This window comes from Microbacterium sp. LMI1-1-1.1 (assembly GCF_040815675.1).
In the GTDB taxonomy this organism is placed as follows: domain Bacteria; phylum Actinomycetota; class Actinomycetes; order Actinomycetales; family Microbacteriaceae; genus Microbacterium.
Genome location: NZ_JBFPNN010000009.1, coordinates 271,653 through 291,411, shown reverse-complemented (window position 1 = coordinate 291,411; position 19,759 = coordinate 271,653). Strand labels below are relative to the sequence as shown.

Here is a 19,759-nt window from a genome sequence, read left to right as displayed (position 1 = left end):
AGACACAGCATGGCACTGAGCAAGAAGCAAGGCATCGCGGTCGGCGTGATCGCGGCGGCGGTCGTCGCCGTCATCGGCGTCGGCGTCGCGATCGGCGTGAACCGCCCCGCGGAGGCGGTCGCGGCGCCCGAGCCGGCGGCATCCACCCCTGCCCCCGACATCACCTGGGTGCACACCGAGGAGGTTCCGGAGGCGGTCGCCGCGCTGCAGGAGAGCGGCTTCCAGCCGATCGAGCCGGGCAAGCTCACCGTCGCCGTCGGCGCGTTCGTCCCGCCGCTGAGCTACGTGCCCGACGGCGAGACGCTCCCCGCCGGGACCGAGCCGAACATCGGCTCGCTCATCGCGGAGGGTCTCGGCCTCGAGTACAACCCCGTCGTCGTCGCGTGGGCGGACTGGCCGCTCGGCATCCAGTCCGGCAAGTACGACCTCATCACCTCGAACGTGACCGTCACCGAGGAGCGCAAGGAGCTGTACGACTTCGCCAGCTACCGTCAGGACCTGCTCGGCTTCTACGTTCGCGCCGACAGCCCGATCGAGAGCATCGAGAATGCCGCGGACATCTCGGGGCTGAAGGTCGTCGTGGGCTCCGGCACCAACCAGGAGAAGGTCCTCCTCAGCTGGAACGAGGAGCTCGCCGCCGCCGGCGAGGCCCCCGCCGAGCTGCAGTACTACGACGACACCGCCGCGGCCACCCTCGCGCTCCAGTCGGGCCGCGCCGACGCCACGTTCGGTCCGAACGCCACCGCCGCGTGGGCCGCGAAGGAGACCGGCGAGACGAAGCTCGTCGGCATCATCCCGGGCGGCTGGCCGCTGCAGGCCGACATCGCCGCGGGCACGAAGAAGGGCAACGGCCTCATCGAGCCGGTCCAGATCGTGCTCGCGCAGCTCATCGAGGACGGGACCTACGCCGAGGTGCTCGAGGCGTGGAATCTCGAGTCCGAGGGCGTCGAGTCCTCGCAGATCAACCCGCCGGGACTGCCGAAGTCCTGAGCGCCCGTGCGGCCCGGTCTTCCGCGGACCGGGCCGCACCCGCGTCCCGCCTCGGAGAATGGATGCCATGACCTCCTCGCTCACGACCCCCGACACCGCGCCCGCCGGGAACCTGACCATCCGGCTCGTCGCCCCCGAGGAGTTCGACGAGGCCGGGCGGGTGACCGCCGAGGCCTACCGGCAGAGCTACAACGGCCTCACGGAGGGGTATCTCGCGTCGCTCGCCGACGTGGCGGGCCGCGTCGCCCAGGGGGAGGTGTGGGTCGCCGTCGACGGCGACGCCATCGTCGGCACGGTGTGGGTCCCCCGCCCCGGCGAGCGCCTGTCGCCTCTCGCGCAGGACGGCGAGCTCGACTTCCGCCAGCTCGCGGTCGCGCCGGCCGCTCGCGGCCGCGGTGTCGGGGCGGCCCTCACCCGCCACGTCATCGCGCTGGCGCGCGAGCGCGGCGCCCGTCGCGTGGTGATGAACAGCGGGCCGGAGATGCTCGGCGCGCACGCGCTCTACCTCAAGCTCGGCTTCCGCCGCCTGACGGAGCGCGAGCATCCGGTGGAGGTCGAGCCGGGCCGCTTCCTCGACCTGCGGGCGTTCGCCCTCGACCTCTGACGGCGCGGCCGGGACGCGGCGCCGACCGGGCCGGCGCACCCGCGCGCAGCGCTGCCGCCCGGGATCAGCTGTCGTGCACCACCGCGGTCAGCTCCGGCAGCAGATCGCGTGCGAGGTAGCCGATGCCGAGCCGCTCGGTCAGGCGGTCGCCCGCGCGGGCGTGCGTCCACCCGCCCCAGACCGCCGCGCGCTCGGGCTCCATGCCGAGCGCCGCGAACCCGGCGATCGTCCCCGACAGCACATCGCCGCTCCCGGCGGTGCCGAGCCCCGACCCGCCCGGCTCCGCCTGCCAGCAGCGCCCGTCCGGCGTCGCCACGGTGCCGAAGCAGTGGACCACGGCGGCGTACCGGCGGGCGATCTCCGCGACGTCCCGTGCGCGGTCGTCTCCGAGATCCCGCCCGAGAAGCAGCGCCGCCTCCTCCTCGTTGGCGTTGATCAGCAGCTCGTCCGGGAGGGTGGCGCGATCGACGTCGGGCAGGATGCCGAGGGCGAACGCGTCCAGCACGAGCCGACCCACGTCGGCGGCGGTCACCGCGGCGAGCGCTGCCCGGGTGGCATCCGGATCATCGAATCCCGGGCCGAGAAGGACCGCATCGGCCGACTCCACGGCGGACCGGAGGGCGTCGTCGAGCGGCTGCGACCCCGCGGGCAGGACGTACACGCCTGCTTCGGGCATGGCGGGGCCGAGACCGGGCGCGACCTCAGCCGGGCCGACCAGGCCGACACGCCCCGCGCCGACACGGAGGGCCGCCTCGCCGGAGAGCAGCAGCGCGCCGGCGGACCGCGGCGATCCCCCGACGACCACGACCTGGCCGCGGGACTTCTTCGAGCCGGTCGGATCGGGACGCCCCCACTCGCGCAGCAGCGCCAGGGTGACCGGCTCAGGCGGGGTGGGCATCGTCTTCTCCGGCGTGGACGGTGATGTCGGCGCCCTCGCGGGCGAGGTGCTCGACCGAGGAGAAGGCGGCCAGGGACCACCCCTCCGCGGTACGCACGAGCTCCGTCACAGAGGCGTTGCGCACGGTGCGGGTCGCCGCGAAGTCGAGCAGCGCCTCTTCGTCGAGGGGAAGGAGCACCGACACGATCAGCATGATCACCGCGTCGTGGGCGACGACGAGGACCTCGTCCGCCGGCCGATCCAGCTGCTCGCCGAGGAAGGACCGCAGCCGCAGGGCGACGTCGGCCCACGACTCCCCGCCGGGCGGTCGATAGAAGTACTTGCCCAGGTGGCGGCGCCGCGCCGCCTCGTCGGGATGACGCGCCTCCACCCCGCGCGAGGTCAGGAGATCCAGGATGCCGAGCTCCCGGTCCCGCAGCCGTTCGTCGACGATCACCGGCACGGCGTCGTCCCCGACGGCCAGCTCGAGCGTCTGACGGGCGCGACGGTAGGGCGACACCCAGCACTCGCCGACGGACCGCCCCGACGACGCCCACCAGGTGCGCAGCGCCTGCGCCTGCTCGCGCCCGACGGCGGAGAGCTCCACGTCGGCGTCGCGCGCGGCGAGGTCGATCACCTCCGCCCCCGCCCGGTCGGCCGCGGTCGCCGCGACGTTCCCTTCGCTCTCCCCGTGTCGAACCAGCCAGAGTCGCTTCACCGCCATCGGGTCACCGTACGGCGACGGCGGCGGGCTCCGTTCGGGCGTTGACAGGACGGGATGCCGTGCGCGACAGCGGCCGTCCGGTTCTCGTCCTATGAGGCGGTGTCCGCGAGCGGCTTGGCGAAGCAGCGCGAGGCCGGGAAGCGCGTGTACGGCGGGAAGACCTCGATCGGACGGTAGCCGATCCGCTCGTACAGGGCGATGGCCTCGGGCTGCCGGTCGCCGGTCTGCAGGATGAGCTGCGACGCGCCGCGCGCGAGGGCGAGGCGTTCGAGTTCGGACATGAGGGCACGGCTGGCGCCCTGGCCTCGAGCACGGCGCTGCACGAAGACCCGCTTGACCTCCAGCTCGCCCCCGAGGGCGCGGAGGGCCGCGTGGCCGACCGGCTCCCCCGCGGCATCCCTCACCAGGACGACGTCGACGATCGTCGCGGGATCGACGGCGAAGTCCTCCGCCAGGACGGCCCGGGTCTGCTCGTCGAACTCCGCGAAGACGGGGGCGTACCGGGGACCGATCTCGTCGTCCATCGCCGCGCGCAGCGCGACGGCGCGCTCGTCGTGCCAGTCGACGCGTTCGATGATCCAGGTCGCGTGCCCCGTCGTCATCCCGTCAGTATCGCCGGGGCCGCGGTGTCGCCGTGCGCGCGCGGAAACGGCGGGTAACACCGGTCGCGCTCCGTTCGACGTCTCGTCACGCGGCGACGCGCGGGTTCACGGGCCGACACAGAACGGACGCCCTCGCCGCGCCGGTTTGCCCGCCGCGGCAGAGAGGCGCAGAGTGGCCCGGTGACCTGTGCCTCGACCCTCGACATCCCGCACGCCGACGCCACCGTCCTCGACAACGCCGCCTGGCACTCGCTGGCCGGCCCGCACGCGTCGTTCGCGATCGGCGGGGACCTCGTGCGGCGCTACCCGGCCGACGTCGCTCCCTTCGTCGCGGTGCGCACGTGGGACGAACCCGGCGTGTGGGACGCGCTGCGCGACCTCGTCGGACCCGGCGCCGACGTGGGCCTGTCGGGGTACGACGGCGAGATCCCCGCCGGCTGGGAGTACGTCGGCGGCGGTGAGGGCGTCCAGCTCGTCGAGACCGACGCGCTGCAGACGCGCCCCGACGACGAGGCGGTCGAATTGGATGCCGCGGACGCGGCCGACATGCTCGCGATCGTCGACCGCAATCAGCCCGGTCCGTTCCGGCCCCGGACCTACGAGCTCGGCCGCTACATCGGCATCCGCCGGGAGGGCCGACTCGTCGCCATGGCGGGCGAGCGCCTGCACCCCACCGGGTGGACGGAGATCAGCGCCGTCGCGGTCGACGCAGATCACCGGCGCCAGGGCCTCGCCTCGCGCCTCGTGCTGGACGTCGCCTTCCACATCCAGCAGCGCGGCGACCGGGCGCTGCTCCACGCGGCGGCGACGAACGTCAACGCGATCGCCGCGTACGAGAAGCTGGGCTTCGCGCTCCGTCGCCGCAACCGCTTCGCCGCGGTCCGCACCCCCGCCTGACCCCCGCGCGGGTCCCCTCCAGGCCCGTCACTTGGCGCAGATGTACGCCAGAAGCAGCCCCGCGCGTACATCTGCGACAAGTCAGCGCCGGGTGCGACCAACGCGGAACAGGGGCCGTCACTTGGCGCAGATGTACGCCAGAAGCAGCCCCGCGCGTACATCTGCGACACGTCAGCGCCGGGTGCGACCAACGCGGAACAGGGGCCGTCACTTGGCGCAGATGTACGCCAGAAGCAGCCCCGCGCGTACATCTGTGACAAGTCAGCGCTGAGGGGGGCACCGCCGCGGCTAGCGTGGCGATGTGACCCGACCGCTGCGCTCCCTCGGCTTCCTCACCATCGGCCTCTTCGACCGCGACGACCCCCGCGCCGGGCACGAGACCACGCTGTCGATCATCGAACGCGGCGAGCGCCTCGGCTTCGACAGCGCCTGGCTGCGCGACCGCCACCTGCAGTACGGCATCTCCTCGCCCGTGGCCGTGCTGGCCGCGGCATCCCAGCGCACGAGCCGCATCCGCCTCGGCACCGCGGTCATCCCGCTCGGATGGGAGAACCCGCTCCGCCTCGCCGAGGACCTCGCGACCGTCGACGTGCTCTCGGGCGGCCGGTTGGAGCCCGGTTTCTCGGTCGGGCCGCCGCGTCGCCTCGAGGAGATCGCCCCCGCGCTCTACCCCGACACGGCCGACCGCGAGGACTTCGGGTACGAACGCCTCGCGCGCCTGCGCCGCTTCCTCGCCGGCGCGCAGGTCAGCCCGTTCGCGGGGACGGAGGGCATCGAGGAGTACTCCGAACGCATCGAGCCGCACGCCGCCGGTCTCTCCGACCGCCTCTGGTACGGCGCCGGCAGTCCGACGTCCACGGCCTGGGCGGCCGAGAACGGCTTCCATCTGCTGACGAGCAGCGTCATCCAGTCCGTGCACTCCACCGACTTCGACGCCGAGCAGGACGCGCAGATCCGCCAGTACCGCGAGACGCACCCGGACGGCGAGCGCGCGCGGGTGTCGCAGGGCCTGGTCGTGGTCCCGACCGACTCGGCGACCCCGGAGCGGGTCCGACGCTACGAGGCCTACGCCGAGGCGCGACGCGGACGGGTCGGGATCCCCCAGGGCCCCAAGGGACTGCTCTTCGCGGAAGACATCGTCGGCACCTCGGAGCAGATCGCGGAGCGGCTGCTGTCGTCGCGCTCCTTCCCGCAGGTCGACGAGGTGGCGTTCGCTCTGCCGTTCGACTTCGCCCCCGACGACTACGCGCAGATCCTCGAGGACATCGCGGGACGGCTCGGACCTCTGCTCGGCTGGCGATCGCCCGCCGCCTGACCCTCAATCCCCGACGCTTCCGGAGAGGAGAATCCGCATGTCGCTTCCCACCAAGGCCCTCGTCACGCTCCTGCACCTGCGGCCGAAGCCCCTCGCCTCCGCCGAGGCGATCGCCGCCGAGGTCGCCCACGACCGTGTGAACGCCGATGTCCCGTCGAGCCTCGAGCGCAGCCACGACATCGTCCGTTCGGTCGTGGACGGGATGCCGGTGCTCACGCTGTCGCCGAAGGGCTCGGCGCCGACCGGCGAGCTGCTGTACCTGCACGGCGGCGCGTACGTGCACCCCCTCATCGACCTGCACTGGCAGATCATCGAGCACCTCGCCGCAGAGACACCCGTGCGGGTGACCGTCCCCCTTTACCCGCTCGCGCCCGAGCACACCTGCGACGAGACGTTCCCGGCGCTCCACTCCGTCTACGACGGCCTCGCGTCGTCCGGCCTGCCCCTCGTCGTCGCGGGGGACTCGGCGGGCGGGACCCTCGCCGTGGCATCCGTCTTCCGCGCTCGCGACGAGGGACTCGGCTCGCCGGCGGCGCTCCTGCTGTTCGCCCCGTGGGTCGACGCGCGCATGACCAACCCGGCGATCGCCGACATCGAGGCCCACGACCCCGTCCTCGGCAGGGCCGGGCTGGTGTGGGCCGCGCAGAAGTGGGCCGGCGGCCGGCCCCTCGCCGACCCGTGGCTGAGCCCGCTGACCGACACGCTCGCAGGCCTCCCGCCGCTGGCGGTCTTCCAGGGCGGCGTCGACATCTTCGCCCCCGACGTCCAGCTCTTCGCCGAGAGGGCGGCGGCGGCCGGGACGCCGGTCGAGCTGCACCTGTACCCCGACGCGTTCCACGTCTTCGTCGCCGTGCCTCAGCTTCCGGAGGCGAAGGAGGCGCTCGCGCGGGCGCAGGAGATCATCGCCTCGGCCGCCGCTGGACCCGCCGCCTGAGGCGACGACCCGGATCTCGCAGAATCGGCCGCTCCTCGCAGCTTCCGGCCGACATTCTGCGAGGTCCGCGCCTTCCTGGGAGGTCGGCGCCCTTCTGCGCGTTCCGCCCCGCGGTCGGCGCCGCGCCGCCACGGCGCGGTCAGCGCCGCGCCGCGCGGACGGTCATCGCCCCACCGGCGACCCCGGATGCCGGCTCGCGACCACGGCCGCAACGCGACCGCCCGCACCGCCCTCACCTCTGCCGCGCCACCGCCCTGGCCAGCCGCGCCGCCGCCTCGCGCAACGACTCCTCCGACGTGTCTCCGTAGGCGAGGCGCAGGTGCCGGTCGGCATCCGTCCCCGGTCCCGAGGGGAAGAACGACCCCCGCTGGTACTCCACGCCCTCGACGGTCGCGTCGGCGGCGAGCCGGTCGGCGTCGAGCGCGTCGTCGGTCAGCCGCGGCCACAGGAACAGCCCGCCGTCGGGAACCGTCACGTCGAAGACTCCCGGCGCCGCCGTCGAGAGCGCGTCCGCCAGCGCGTGCGCGCGGGAGCGGTACAGCGCCCGCGCCTCGCTGAGCACCCGCGGGAACAGCCCCGTGTCGCTGGTGAGCAGCTCCGCCACGACGGCCTGCACGAAGGTCGAGGAGTGCCCGTCCTGACGGCTGCGCAAGGCCACGGCATCCGGGATCAGACGGTCCGGCAGGACGACCCACCCCAGGCGCAGGCCCGGGCCGATGGTCTTGGTGAAGGTGTTGACGTGGATGACGTGATCGGAGTCGTGGAACGGCGCGAGCGACTCCGCCTCGCCGTGGAAGCGCAGCTCGCGGTAGGGGTCGTCGGCGAAGACGACGAAGCCGTACCTTTCGGCCAGCTCGACGAGGTCGCGGCGGCGCGCGGTCGGCAGCGACGACTGCGACGGGTTGTGGAACTCGGGCACGGTGTAGACCGCGGCCGGGCGGGCGCCGGCGCGCAGCTGCGCCGCCAGCGCGTCGACGTCGAGGCCGTCGGCGCCCACAGGGATCGGCAGCACCCGCGCGTCCGCGAGCTGCAGACCGCGCAGGAACAGCGGGAAGACGGGGTTGTCGACCGCGACGAGGTCGCCGCGCTCGAGCACCGTCTGCACCGCGATCGACAGACCGTGGAAGCCGCCGTTGGTGACGAGGACGCGGTCCACGGCGACGCCCTCGTGCGCGGCGATCCATTCGCGCAGCGCCGGGATGCCCTCGGTCCGCGAGTACTGCAGCGACGGCGCACCGGGCTGCGCCAGCACCCGGGCGGTCGCCTCGGCGAGCTCGGCCGTCGGCAGCACGGAGGGATCCGGAATGCCGCCGAGCAGCTCGATCGCGTCGGGACGGCGATCGCGGAGGGTCTGGTCGCCGAACCCCTTCGGGGCGGTGAAGGCCGCGACGAGCGCGGGGCGGGAGCGGGGAGGGGAGAGCAGGGTCATCGGGGGCTCCGGAGGTCGGGGACGGGAATGGCGTCGACGAGCGCCCGCGTGTACTCCTCGCGCGGGTGCGAGAGCACGTCGGCGACGCGGCCGGCCTCGACGACCCGTCCGTCCTTCAGCACCGAGACGGTGTCGGCGATCTGCCGGACGAGGGCGAGGTCGTGCGAGACGAACAGGTAGGTGAGGCCGCGCTCGCGCTGCAGGCGGCGGAGCACGTCGAACACCCCGGCCTGCACGGTGACGTCGAGCGCGGAGGTCGGCTCGTCGAGCACGATGACGTCGGGCTCGAGCACAAGGGCTCGAGCGATGGCCACGCGTTGACGCTGGCCCCCCGACAGTGCGTCGGGACGGCGTCGTGCCAGGTGCGGCGACAGGCCCACGGCATCCAGGGCCTCCGCCGCTCTCGCCGCGCGCGAGGTGCGCGTCCCGACGCGGTACTGGTCGAGGGGTTCGCGGACGATGCGCCCGACGCTCCAGGTGGGATCGAGCGAGGTGAACGGGTTCTGGTAGACGAGCTGGAGGTGACGACGGATGCCGCGGAGCTCCGCCGGCGTCCGCCCGCCGACCGCCGCCCCGTCGACGTGGATCTCGCCGGCGTCGGGCGTCTCGAGCCCGAGCAGCAGCCGCACCGTCGTCGTCTTGCCCGAGCCGGACTCGCCGACGAGGGCGTGCGTGGTGCCCGCGGGGATGCGGAACGACACGTCCGATACCGCCGCGCGGGCCGTCCCGTCGACGACGAAGCTCTTCGAGATCCCGCGGACCTCAACGCGGGCGGCGGTGGTGTCGGTGGTCCACGCGTCGACTCCGCGCTCGTCCAGGTCGCGGCGGTAGCGGTCGGGGTTCAGGGCGGGGGCGTCGGCCTGCAGCTGGACGGTGTACGCCGACGCGGGCGCGGCGAACACCTCGCGGGTGGGTCCCGCCTCCTGCACCCGCCCGTCCTTCAGCACGACGATCTCCTCGGTGCGCTCGGCCGCGATAGCCAGGTCGTGCGTGATGAGCAGCAGGCCGATCCCGAGGTCGCGACGCAGCTCGTCGAGCAGGTTGAGGATGCGCTTCTGGATCGTGACGTCGAGGGCGCTCGTCGGCTCGTCGGCGACGAGCAGCTCGGGCCGCGGGAGCACCGCCAACCCGATCAGCACCCGCTGGAGCATGCCGCCCGACAGCTGGTGCGGATACGAGTCGTACACGCGCCGCGGGTCCGGCAGCCCGACGCGCGCGAGCACGTCGAGCACGGCCGCGCGCGCGGCCGCGTCATCCGTGAGGCCGGCGAGCGCAGCGGCCTCGTGCGCCTGCGAGCCGATCGTGCGCACCGGGTTCAGGGCGTGGGCGGGGTCCTGCGGGACGAAACCGATCCGGCGTCCGCGGAAGGGGCGGAACCGCGCCTCGGCAAGGCCGAGCACCTCGGTGCCGTCCAGTTCGACGCGCCCGGTCGCCCGGCCCGCGGCGCGTGGCAGCAGCCGCAGCACGGACCGCGCGATCGTCGACTTGCCCGAACCCGATTCGCCGATGAGCGCGAGGCTCCCCCCGCGCGGGATCGCGAACGAGACGTCGTGCACCACCGGGGTGCGCCCGTAGGCGACCGAGAGGTCCTCGACGCGCAGAAGGGGGTGAGCGGTCATGACGTCCTCCGGAGCCAGCGGCTGATGCGGTTGATCGAGAGCACGGTGGCCACGGTGACGAGCGCGGGCCACACGACGAGCCAGGGCGCGCGCGGGTAGTCCTTGCCCGCGGAGATGAGCAGGCCCCAGTCGGATGCCGGCGGCGGGTCCCCGTAGCCGAGGAACGCGAGCCCGGCGATGACGAGGATCGACAGCCCGAACTGCAGGACCGCCAGCGGGATGAGGGAGCGCGAAGCGTTGGGCAGCACGTGACGGAACAGCACGTGCAGGGTCGAGCCGCCCTGGAGGCGTGCGGCCTCGACGAACACCGACGACCGCACCCGGAGCACCTCGGACCGCATGACGCGGGCGAACACGGCCACGGCCGACACCCCGGTCGCGATCGCGGCGTTGATGGTCTGGAACCCGAGGGAGCTGACGATCACGACGGCGAGCAGGAACGCCGGGATGGCCAGCAGCACGTCGACGAACCGCGCCAGCACCACGTCGGTCCATGCGCCGAGGAAACCCGCGAGCAGTCCGATGAGACCGCCCACGACGACCCCGATGGCCACCGCCACCAGAGCGCTGGTCACCGAGGACTGCGAGCCGTACACGATGCGCGCGAACAGGTCGCGGCCGAGATGGTCCGTCCCCAGCAGGTGGGCCGCGCTGGGCGCCTGGAGCTTGTCGGCCGGCACTCCCTGAGCGGGGTCCTGGGCGGTGAACAGGCCCGGCGCGAGCGAGAACACCAGCACGACGCCCACGACGACGAACGACACGACGACGCCGACGGGGACGGACCACCGGATGCCGCGGACCCGCGCCCCCGCCGAGCGCGGCGCCGAGGTGAGCAGGGCGGTCATACGACGCTCACCTCCTCCCGCGCGAGAGGGACGGGGTCGGTCCGGGGGACAGCCGCCGCGGCCCGGCCGGTGCGCCCCACGGAGACCCGCGGGTCGAGCAGCGGGTAGGCGAGGTCGGCGAGGAGGTTCACGACGACGAAGACGATCGCGGCGAGCGAGACCACCGCCTGCAGCACCGGCAGGTCCTGGCTCGCAACGGCCGACTCGACCAGCGTGCCGATCCCCACTCGACCGAAGATGGCCTCGGTGATGAGCGCCCCGCCCAGCAGCTCCCCCACGATGAGGGCGAGCACCGTCACCGTTGGCAGCGCCGACGGCTTCACGAGGTGGCGGAGGAACAGCGCCCCCGATCGCAGGCCGCGCGAGCGGGCGACCGCGACGTACTCCTGGCGGGACTCGTGATCGAGCGACGAGATCAGCACCTCCGCCAGTTGAGCGGACACCGGGATGCCGAGGGCCACCGCCGCGAAGAAGGTGCCCCAGGGCGTCTCCGTGTCGATCATGCTGAACAGCCCGAGACCGAACGCGAAGACGTGGATGAGCAGCAGGCCGATCACGAAGTTGGGCACCGAGAGGAACAGCGACGGCAGCGCGCGCAGCACCCCCTGCCCGAACCGCGCCGGCAGGAACTGCGTGCCGTAGGCGATGGCGACGGCCAGCACCACGGCGACGGACAGGGCCGCGGCCGCGAGGCTCAGGGTGGACCCGAGCGCGTCGAGAACGAGGGTGCCGACGGGGAGGTTCGACCGGAGCGAGACCCCGAGGTCGCCGGTGACGAAACGCCCGAGCGACGACCCGAGCTGCACCCACCAGGGCTGATCGAGACCGTAGTACGCCACGATGCGGGCGATGTCGTCCTCCGTGAAGCCGTTATCGGGGTTGCGCAGCGTGCTGGTGACGGGGTCGCCGGGCAGGATGCTGATCACGAAGAACGTGAACAGGTACGCCAGCAGCACGACGACGGCCGCCTGGCCCGTGCGCCGCAGCGCGAACCGGCCGTAGGTCCGGAGCATGTCGTCCTCCTCTCGGTGCGGGAATGGAGGTCGCCCGCGGATGCGGCGACCGGGCCGGGGAGGGAGGCCGTGGCATCCCTCCCCGGGTGTTCAGTCGTTGAGCCAGGCGTCCAGGTAGTACGCGTAGGCCAGGCCGTTGTAGCTGACACCGCTGACCTCCGGCGCCTGGACGTACACGCGCTGCACGATCTGCGTGAGGGGCACGAAGTAGCCCTGGTCGAGCACGTACCCCTGGAGCTCGTCGGCGACCTGCGCGCGGGAGTCGCGATCGGTGGCGGTCGCGATCCTGGTCGACAGGTCGTTCAGGGTGGCGTCCGAGGTGCCGACCTTGAACCAGTCCTCGTCGCCCTTCTTCTGCGCAGTGAGCACACCCGCGACCGTTCCGACGTCGACGAAGCTGCGCGTGATCTCGGTCGCCGGGATCGCGGCGTTGCCGATGACCTTCTGCCCGTAGGTGGGCACGTCGTAGGTCTCGAGGTTCACCTCGAAGCCGAGGGCCGTCAGCTGCTGGTCGACGAGCTCATCGACCGCCTGGGAGGCCTGCAGGTACGGGTTCGGATACAGCGTGAACGAAAGCTTCTCACCGTCCTTCGTGCGCACCCCGTCGGCGCCCGGCGTCCAGCCGGCCTCGTCGAGGAGGGATGCCGCCTGCTCGGGGTCGTAGGCGAACTCGGCGCTGTGGTCGGTCGCCTCGGGCACCGTGCTCTGGATGAACGACTCGGCCGCGTGCCAGTCCTCGGTGTAGACGGTCGAGAGGATCTCGTCGCGGTCGATGCCGTGCTGCACGGCCCGCCGCACCGCGATGTCGTCGAAGGGCGCGACGGTGGTGTTCAGGGCGTAGCCGTTCACGAAGCCGAGGTAGCGCGGCGTCTCGACGGTCAGCCCCTCCTCCTTCAGGGCTTCCAGGTCCTGGGGGCTGGCGTTGTAGGCGACCTGCGCCTGCCCCGACTCGACCGAGGCGGTGCGCAGCGACGGCTCGGCGACCTGCTTGTAGGTGATGGTGTCGAGGTAGGCGGCACCCTCGTGCCCGACCGCCTCCGGACCCCAGTCGTAGTCGTCGCGCTTCTTGAGCACGACGCTGTCGCCTTCGGCGACCTTCTCGACGACGAACGGGCCGCTGCCGATGTCCTGGGTGAGGTCGGCCTGCTGCTCGGCGGGCAAGGCGAGGGTCTCGGGCGACAGGAGGATCGACCCGTGATACGCCAGCGTCGGGATGAAGCTGAGGGTGGGGGCCGAGAACGAGACCTTCACGGTCGTGGCATCCACCACCTCCGCCCCGACGTAGTTCGCGGACGGGAACAGACCGATGCGGTTGATGCCCTCGTCGGGTCGTCCCTTCGCCCAGATCTCGATGTTCGCCACGACCGCCGCCGCGTCGAGCGCGCTGCCGTCCGAGAACGTCACGCCCTCCGTGAGGTGCAGGGTGAACTCCGTCTTGTCGGCGTTCTCGTCCCAGCTTTCCGCGATCCACGGGCTGAGGTTCCCCTCGGCGTCGACGTAGACGAGCTTGTCAGTGACGTTGCCCCAGATGTGGCCCTGGTAGCTGGAGATCGAGCTGTTGTTGGGGATCCAGGTCGCCCCGAGCGAGTCGATGAGGAAGACGAGGTCCCCGCCGGGCTGCGGGACGGCGTCCACGGCCGGGGCGGAGGTCGCTCCGGCGCCGCACCCGCTGAGGAGGACGGCTCCGACGGTGAGGGCGGAGGCGGCACCGATGAGGCGCCGGAATCGAATGGTCATGAGGGTCCTTGGGAGGTCGGGTCAGAGGGCTTTGCCGGGGTTGAGGAGACCGGCGGGATCGAGGGCGTCCTTGACGGCGAGCTGAGCCGCGCGGACGCGGGCGGTCAGCTCCTCGGCGGCGAGCGCGCGCTTGACGGTGCCGATGCCGTGCTCGCCGCTGACCGTGCCACCCAGTCCGAGTGCGAGACGCACGAGCTCGTCCGCGGCGTCGTGCAGGGCCGGGGGCACCGCGGACGGGTCGGCGCCGGCGGGGATCTCGCGCGTGATGACCGGGTGCAGGTTGCCGTCCCCGGCGTGGGCGACGGCGCTCACGGCCACGCCGTGCCGGGCCGCGATCGCGGGGAACCGGTCGAAGACCTCGGCGATGCGCGACTTGGGGACGGCGACGTCGCCGCCGGCGAACCACGACCCCTCGTCGAAGCGGCGGCCGGATCGCCGCAGCTCCCAGAGGGTCTCGGCATCCGTCTCGCTCTCCACCCGCACGTGCGCGCCGACGGCCTCCAGCGCCGCGGTCAGCTCGGTCGTCTGCTCCTCGAGGCCGAAGCCGTCGAGCTCGATGAGAAGGAGCGAGGCGCCCCGGGCGCGCAGACCGGCGTCCTGAGCCGCGTCGATGCCCGCGAGCGTGGGTTCGTCGAGGAACTCGATGACGCTCGGGCGCACGCGCGATGCCGTGATCGCGCCGATCGCCGCGGCGCCCGCGGCGGTGGAGGCGAAGAACGCCGTCACGGTGCGGCGGGCGACCGGCAGCGGCCGGATGCGCACGGTGGCGCCGACGACGATGCCGAGCACCCCCTCGGATCCGACGAAGAGCGAGACGAGGTCGAGGCCGGTGACGCCCTTGATCGAGCGGTGCCCGACCGAGACGAGGCTGCCGTCGGCGAGGACGACGTCGAGGGCGAGCACGGACTCGCGGGTCACGCCGTACTTCGCGCACCGCAGGCCCCCGGCGTTGGTGGCGATGTTGCCGCCGATGGTCGAGATACGCCAGCTCGCGGGGTCGGGGGCGTAGAAGAGACCGAGCGGGGCGAGACGCTCGTTCAGCGCCGCGTTCAGGACCCCGGGCTCGACGACGGCGACCTCGTCGGCGGGGGCGATCTCCACGATCCGGTCGAGGCGGTCCGTCGAGATCACGAGCTGACCGGTGTGCGCCGTGGCGCCGCCCGACAGGCCCGTGCCCGCACCCCGCGGGACGACGCTCACGCCGTGCCGGGCGGCGAGGCGCACGAGACGCTGCACCTCGGCGACCGTGGCGGGGAAGGCCACCGCGGGACCGTCGGTCACCGCCGCCCCTCGACGCGGGGCGGTGCCGGCGTCGTGTGAGAACTCCGCCGTCGCGGCGGAGGGCGGGCGCACCTCGATGTCGGGCGCTTCGCGGCGCACGTCGTCGAGCAGGGCGGACAGCCCCGTCGTCGGGGCGATCGCGGTGGGAACGCTCATGGAGGGACCTCTCTCGGTCGGTCGGCGGATCGGATGGCGCTCCGGCCGAACGTAGGCGGGCCGGTCGCCGCCCTCACCTCGGGCGACACGGTCCGTAGCGACGGGTCACGGTCGGACACGGTGCGTCGCGGAGCGTCATATCGGAGGACGAGGCGTGCATCCGGGCGGCGTCGGCGCTAGGTTCCGCGCCGTCCCCTCCGTCGGCACGCTTCGAGGCGCTGCGTTACGCCGGGGATTGAGACCGCCGGGACACCCGACGACAGTGATCAGCACGTCGCCCGACGGACGTGCCCGGAGAGAAGGAGTCCCGATGCCCGACCGCATCCCCCTCGCTGTCGCCCTGGACGGCGCCGGTTGGCACCCGGCCGCCTGGCGCGAGCCCTCGGCCCGGCCGACCGCGCTGACCTCGGCCGCCTACTGGCGCGGTCTCGCCCGCACCGCCGACCAGGCCGGCCTGCTCTTCGCGACGATCGAGGACGCCCTGAGCCTCGGCGGCCGATCCCCGGAACCGGATGCCGAGACCCGACGCGACCGTGTCCGCGGACGCCTCGACGCGGTGCTGCTCGCCTCGTTCCTGGCCCCGGCGACGCGTCGCCTGGGTCTCATCCCGACAGCGACGACGACGCACCCCGAGCCCTTCCATCTCGCGACCGGCCTGCAGACCCTCGACCACGTGAGCCACGGTCGCGCGGGCGTACGCCTGGTCGCGGGGTCCACGGCGCAGGAGCGCGCCAACTTCGGACGCCGCCTCGAGGGGCCGGACGGACTCCCGGCATCCGGTCGCGTCGAGGACGACCCCGCCCTGCTGGCCGCGTTCCGGGAGGCCGGGGAAGTGGCCGACGTCATCCGTCTCCTCGCGGACTCGTGGGAGGACGACGCGATCGTGCGCGACCTCGAGACGGGGAAGTTCCTCGACCGCGACCGCGTGCACAACGTCGAGTTCGTGGGCGAGTTCTTCTCGATCACCGGGGCGTCGATCGTGCCGCGGTCCCCGCAGGGCGCGCCGCTCATCACGGCCCTCGCGCATCAGACGGTGCCCTACCGCTTCGCCGCGGAGCACGCCGACCTCGTGTTCGTCACCCCTCGGGATGCGGCCGCGGTCCGCGGCATCCTGAGCGAACTCGACGGCAGCGATGACCTCCGCGTGTTCGCCGATCTGCTCGTGCTCGTCGAGGACACCGCTCCCGCCGCCCGGGCGACCTGGGAACGGCTCCAGGAGCGCGCCCTCCTCACCACCGACGCCCGCGTCGTCGTGGGGACCGCCGACGACGTCGTCGAGGAGATCCGCGCGCTCGCGGAGGCCGGAGTCGACGGCATCCGCCTGCGCCCCGCCCGACTCCCCGCCGATCTCGACGCGATCGCCGCGCACGTCGTGCCCCGCGCGGCGGCCGCCGGACTGCTGCGCCCCGACGACGGCGCGCCCACACTTCGCGAGCGGGTCGGACTCCCCCGCCTCGCCAGCCGTTACGCCCGTCAGGAGGTCGGCGCATGACCCGCCGTCGGATCCATCTCGCCGCGCACTTCCCCGGGGTGAACAACACCACCGTGTGGACCGATCCGAGCGCGGGCAGCCAGATCGACTTCTCGTCGTTCGAGTACTTCGCCCGCACGGCCGAACGCGGCCTGTTCGACTACCTCTTCCTCGCCGAGGGACTGCGGCTGCGCGAGCACCGCGGGCAGCTCCACGACCTCGACGTCGCCGGGCGGCCGAACACCCTCGCGATCCTCACCGCCCTGGCTGCGGTGACCGAGCACATCGGCCTCGTCGGCACGCTCAACACCACCTTCAACGAGCCCTACGAGCTCGCCCGCCAGCTCGGCACCCTCGACCTGCTGTCGAACGGCCGCGCCGGGTGGAACGCCGTGACGAGCTCCGACGCGTTCCACGGCGCGAACTTCCGCCGCGGCGGCTATCTCGACCACGCCGACCGCTACGTGCGGGCGTCCGAGTTCGCCGCCCTGTCGAAGGCGCTGTGGTCGTCGTGGCGGGAGGACGCGATCGAGGCGGATGCCGAGACCGGCGCGTTCCTGCGCGACGATGCCGTCGCGCGCGTGCGGCACGAATCCCGCCTCTTCGATGTCGACGCGGTGTTCGACGTGCCGCGCTCCCCCCAGGGCCGGCCCGTGATCGTGCAGGCCGGCGACTCCCCCGACGGCCGCGACTTCGCCACGCAGCACGCTGACGTGATCTTCTCGCTGCACACCGCCTTCGACGACGCGCAGCAGTTCTACCGCGACGTGAAGGGACGCCTCGCCGCGAACGGCCGCGAGGAGGACTCGCTCAAGATCCTCCCGGCGGCCACTTTCGTGCTCGGCGACAGCGCGAGCGAGGCGCGGGAGCGCTCGCGCGAGATCGCCCTGGCCCAGGTGCGCCCGCAGACGGCGATCACCTACCTCGAGCAGATCTGGAATCGCGACCTCAGCGGATACGACGCGGACGGCCCGCTCCCCGACATCGAGCCCGACACCGGCGTCGAGACCGCGCAGGGTTTCGCCGGACGCCACGCCGCGATCCGCGCCCGCGTCGGCCAGCTCCGCGCGCAGGCCAGTGCCGAGAACCTCAGCATCCGCGAGCTCGTCATCCGCCTCACCGCGAACCACACCTTCGTCGGGACCCCGGAGCACGTGGCATCCGAGATCGACCGGTACGTGCAGGAGCGGGCGACGGACGGGTTCACCGTCGTGGGCCACGTCACCCCGCACGGTCTCGACGAGTTCGCCGACCGGGTCGTCCCGTTGCTGCAGGAGCGCGGCTCGTACCGGCGGTCCTACGACGAGGGCGCGACCCTGCACGACCTGCTGGGCCTCCCGCCCGTCCTCCCGAGCGTCGCGGTGCGATGACCGATCTCGTCGTCGTCGGGGCGGGCCCGCGCGCGGTGATGCTCGTCGAGCGTCTCCTCGCCCGGCGCACCCCCGCGTCGGTGACCCCGCTGCGCCTCACCCTCGTCGACCCCTACCCGCCGGGGGCCGGCCGGATCTGGCGCCGCGAGCAGTCGTCCCTCCTCAAGCTGAACTCGATGGCCCGCGACGTGACCGTCTTCACCGACGAGACCTCCACCATCGCGGGGCCGGTGCGCTCCGGTCCCTCGCTCATCGAGTGGGCCGAGCGGGTCCGCGTCGGAGCGATCCCCGACGCGCGCATCGACGATCCCGATCTGGATGCCGAGCTCCGCGCGCTGCGCGGAGACAGCTTCCCCACCCGGCGGCTGCAGAGCGCCTACCTGGACTGGTTCTGGCGCCGCACGGTCGCCATCGCCCCGCCCGGGGTGGAGGTGCGCTGGCAGGAGGGGACGGTGCAGTGGGTCGACGAGTCGCTCGACGGCTACGAGGTGGCGCTGGCCGACGGCATCCGTCTGCCCGCCGACGTCGTCGTGTACGCGCTCGGCCACAACGGGCGCGACCCGGAGGGCGAGACCCGCGAGCTGCTCGCCGCGGCCGCCCGCCACGACCTGGTCTACATCCCCCCGGCGTTCACCGCCGACGCGGACCTCCGCGGCCTGACCCCGGGCGCGGACGTCATCGTGCGCGGCATGGGACTGGCCTCGGTGGATGCCGTCGTGCTCCTCACCCACGGGCGGGGAGGACGCTTCGAGCGGCTCCCCGACGGCGGCCTCCGCTACGTCCCGTCAGGAGACGAGCCGCGGCTGCACCTGGGGTCGCGGCGCGGCGTGCCGTACCGGTCGAAGGTGTCCTCCGTCCTGCGCGGTGCGCCCGTCGCGCGCGAGGTGCTCACCCCCGCGGCGATCGCGGACCTGCTGGCGCGACCGGGGGCGGTCGACTTCGTCGACGACGTCTGGCCGCTCATCGCGCGCGAGCTCGTGTGGGGCCACTACCGCGAGCTGTTCACCGCCTTCCCCGAGCGCGTGCGGACCTCCTGGGACGACTTCCGGTCCACGCTGCGCGCCGTCGACGGCGACACCGAGGCCCTCCGCCGCGAGGTCGCCGCGGTCGTGCCCGATCCGCTGGACCGGTTCGACGTGGCATCCCTCGACCTGCCCCTCGGCGCGGAGACCTTCGCCGACGCGACCACGGTGCACGAGCGCGTGCGGCGGCACATCGGCGAGGACCTGCACCTGCGGACCGCCCCGGAGCGCAGCACGGCGCAGGCGCTGTTCCTGACGGTGCTGGGGTCGTTCCTCGCGCTGGCCGACATCCCCACGGAGCGCTGGAGCGCCCGCTCGCGCGCCGTCGACCTGCCCGTCACGTGGCACACCTTCTTCAGCTACGTCGCGTCGGGTCCGCCCGGGCACCGGCTCGAGGAGCTGTTGGCCCTCGCCGACGCCGGTGTCGTCCGCTTCGCCGGTCCGGAGCTGTCCGTCCGCGTGGAGGCGGGGCGGTTCGTCGCGTCGTCGCCCCGGGTCGGCGGGGAGATCGCGGCCGACGCGCTCGTGGACGCCTGGCTGCCGCGCACCGCCGCGGCATCCAGCGACAATCCCGCGTTGCGCGAGCTCGCCACCCGGCACGGGCGAGAGGTCAGCGTCAGCGACGCGACCTTCAGCGGCTCGCTGGGCCGCGTCGAGGTCGACGCCGACGGGCGGGTCGTCGCCCGCGACGGCGTTCCGCACTCCCGCCTGTTCGCCCTCGGGCCGTTCACGTCGAGCACCGAGGCGGGAGCGTTCACCCGCCCGAAGTCGGACTCGCTCTCACTGCGCCAGACCGACCGCGTCGCCGAGGCCGTCGCCGCGGCTCTGGCGCAGACGGCCGCCCGCCTCCGCCTCTGACCCGCGGTGACCGAC

Annotated in this window: 17 protein-coding genes; 8 read left to right on the top strand and 9 right to left on the bottom strand. The window is 73.2% G+C overall.

Annotated elements, in window-relative coordinates; translation table 11 throughout:
- Positions 1 to 9 precede the first annotated feature (9 nt).
- A complete protein-coding gene (locus tag MRBLMI1_RS14770) occupies positions 10 to 990 on the top strand; it encodes an ABC transporter substrate-binding protein (protein WP_367734120.1) in 981 nt (326 codons plus the stop codon).
- Positions 991 to 1,057: 67 nt separating this feature from the next.
- Entirely contained in the window at positions 1,058 to 1,594 is a 537-nt protein-coding gene (locus MRBLMI1_RS14765) for a GNAT family N-acetyltransferase (RefSeq protein ID WP_367734118.1), read from the top strand.
- A 64-nt stretch (positions 1,595 to 1,658) separates the two neighbouring features.
- On the opposite strand, the gene MRBLMI1_RS14760 is transcribed toward MRBLMI1_RS14765, so the two are convergent.
- From MRBLMI1_RS14760 to MRBLMI1_RS14750, 3 genes are all read right to left on the bottom strand, one after another.
- A complete protein-coding gene (locus MRBLMI1_RS14760; RefSeq protein ID WP_367734116.1) occupies positions 1,659 to 2,492 on the bottom strand; it encodes an ADP-dependent NAD(P)H-hydrate dehydratase in 834 nt (277 codons plus the stop codon).
- Positions 2,476 to 3,195 carry a histidine phosphatase family protein gene (locus MRBLMI1_RS14755; protein WP_367734114.1) on the bottom strand — a complete coding sequence of 240 codons (720 nt, stop codon included), beginning with the start codon at positions 3,193 to 3,195 and terminating at the stop codon, positions 2,476 to 2,478. The genes MRBLMI1_RS14760 and MRBLMI1_RS14755 overlap by 17 nt, the downstream gene beginning before the upstream one ends.
- A gap of 89 nt (positions 3,196 to 3,284) precedes the next feature.
- Positions 3,285 to 3,797 (bottom strand): GNAT family N-acetyltransferase, encoded by a 513-nt coding sequence (locus MRBLMI1_RS14750; protein WP_367734112.1) that lies wholly within the window; start codon positions 3,795 to 3,797, stop codon positions 3,285 to 3,287.
- 180 nt (positions 3,798 to 3,977) lie between these two features.
- On the opposite strand from MRBLMI1_RS14750, the gene MRBLMI1_RS14745 reads away from it, so the two are divergent.
- The 3 genes from MRBLMI1_RS14745 (at position 3,978) to MRBLMI1_RS14735 (ending at position 6,943) form a co-directional block, all read left to right on the top strand.
- Positions 3,978 to 4,694 carry a GNAT family N-acetyltransferase gene (locus tag MRBLMI1_RS14745; protein WP_367734110.1) on the top strand — a complete coding sequence of 239 codons (717 nt, stop codon included), beginning with the start codon at positions 3,978 to 3,980 and terminating at the stop codon, positions 4,692 to 4,694.
- A 301-nt stretch (positions 4,695 to 4,995) separates the two neighbouring features.
- The gene (locus MRBLMI1_RS14740; RefSeq protein WP_367734108.1) at positions 4,996 to 6,009 is read left to right on the top strand and encodes an LLM class flavin-dependent oxidoreductase; all 1,014 of its coding nucleotides are present in this window, start codon (positions 4,996 to 4,998) and stop codon (positions 6,007 to 6,009) included.
- A 37-nt stretch (positions 6,010 to 6,046) separates the two neighbouring features.
- Positions 6,047 to 6,943 (top strand): alpha/beta hydrolase, encoded by an 897-nt coding sequence (locus tag MRBLMI1_RS14735; RefSeq protein ID WP_367734106.1) that lies wholly within the window; start codon positions 6,047 to 6,049, stop codon positions 6,941 to 6,943.
- Positions 6,944 to 7,175: 232 nt separating this feature from the next.
- Here MRBLMI1_RS14735 and MRBLMI1_RS14730 read toward each other — a convergent pair whose 3' ends face one another.
- From MRBLMI1_RS14730 to MRBLMI1_RS14705, 6 genes are all read right to left on the bottom strand, one after another.
- Entirely contained in the window at positions 7,176 to 8,372 is a 1,197-nt protein-coding gene (locus MRBLMI1_RS14730) for a PLP-dependent aminotransferase family protein (RefSeq protein ID WP_367734104.1), read from the bottom strand.
- Positions 8,369 to 9,991, bottom strand: coding sequence for a dipeptide ABC transporter ATP-binding protein (locus tag MRBLMI1_RS14725; protein WP_367734102.1), 1,623 nt, complete (start codon positions 9,989 to 9,991; stop codon positions 8,369 to 8,371). The genes MRBLMI1_RS14730 and MRBLMI1_RS14725 overlap by 4 nt, the downstream gene beginning before the upstream one ends.
- A complete protein-coding gene (locus MRBLMI1_RS14720; protein ID WP_367734097.1) occupies positions 9,988 to 10,836 on the bottom strand; it encodes an ABC transporter permease in 849 nt (282 codons plus the stop codon). The genes MRBLMI1_RS14725 and MRBLMI1_RS14720 overlap by 4 nt, the downstream gene beginning before the upstream one ends.
- On the bottom strand, positions 10,833 to 11,849 hold the full coding sequence (locus MRBLMI1_RS14715; protein WP_367734095.1) for an ABC transporter permease: 1,017 nt from the start codon (positions 11,847 to 11,849) through the stop codon (positions 10,833 to 10,835). Before MRBLMI1_RS14715 ends, MRBLMI1_RS14720 begins: the two co-directional genes overlap by 4 nt.
- 90 nt (positions 11,850 to 11,939) lie before the next feature.
- Entirely contained in the window at positions 11,940 to 13,586 is a 1,647-nt protein-coding gene (locus MRBLMI1_RS14710; protein WP_367734093.1) for an ABC transporter substrate-binding protein, read from the bottom strand.
- A gap of 21 nt (positions 13,587 to 13,607) precedes the next feature.
- Complete coding sequence (locus MRBLMI1_RS14705) at positions 13,608 to 15,023, bottom strand: FAD-binding oxidoreductase (RefSeq protein ID WP_367734091.1); 1,416 nt, start codon at positions 15,021 to 15,023, stop codon at positions 13,608 to 13,610.
- Between the two features lie 310 nt (positions 15,024 to 15,333).
- On the opposite strand from MRBLMI1_RS14705, the gene MRBLMI1_RS14700 reads away from it, so the two are divergent.
- Genes MRBLMI1_RS14700 through MRBLMI1_RS14690 form a run of 3 tightly spaced genes read left to right on the top strand, consistent with a single transcriptional unit; the run spans position 15,334 to position 19,744 of the window.
- On the top strand, positions 15,334 to 16,515 hold the full coding sequence (locus tag MRBLMI1_RS14700; protein WP_367734089.1) for an LLM class flavin-dependent oxidoreductase: 1,182 nt from the start codon (positions 15,334 to 15,336) through the stop codon (positions 16,513 to 16,515).
- Complete coding sequence (locus MRBLMI1_RS14695; protein ID WP_367734086.1) at positions 16,512 to 17,864, top strand: NtaA/DmoA family FMN-dependent monooxygenase; 1,353 nt, start codon at positions 16,512 to 16,514, stop codon at positions 17,862 to 17,864. Before MRBLMI1_RS14700 ends, MRBLMI1_RS14695 begins: the two co-directional genes overlap by 4 nt.
- Positions 17,861 to 19,744, top strand: coding sequence for an FAD/NAD(P)-binding protein (locus MRBLMI1_RS14690; protein WP_367734078.1), 1,884 nt, complete (start codon positions 17,861 to 17,863; stop codon positions 19,742 to 19,744). The genes MRBLMI1_RS14695 and MRBLMI1_RS14690 overlap by 4 nt, the downstream gene beginning before the upstream one ends.
- The last annotated feature ends 15 nt before the right edge of the window (positions 19,745 to 19,759 follow it).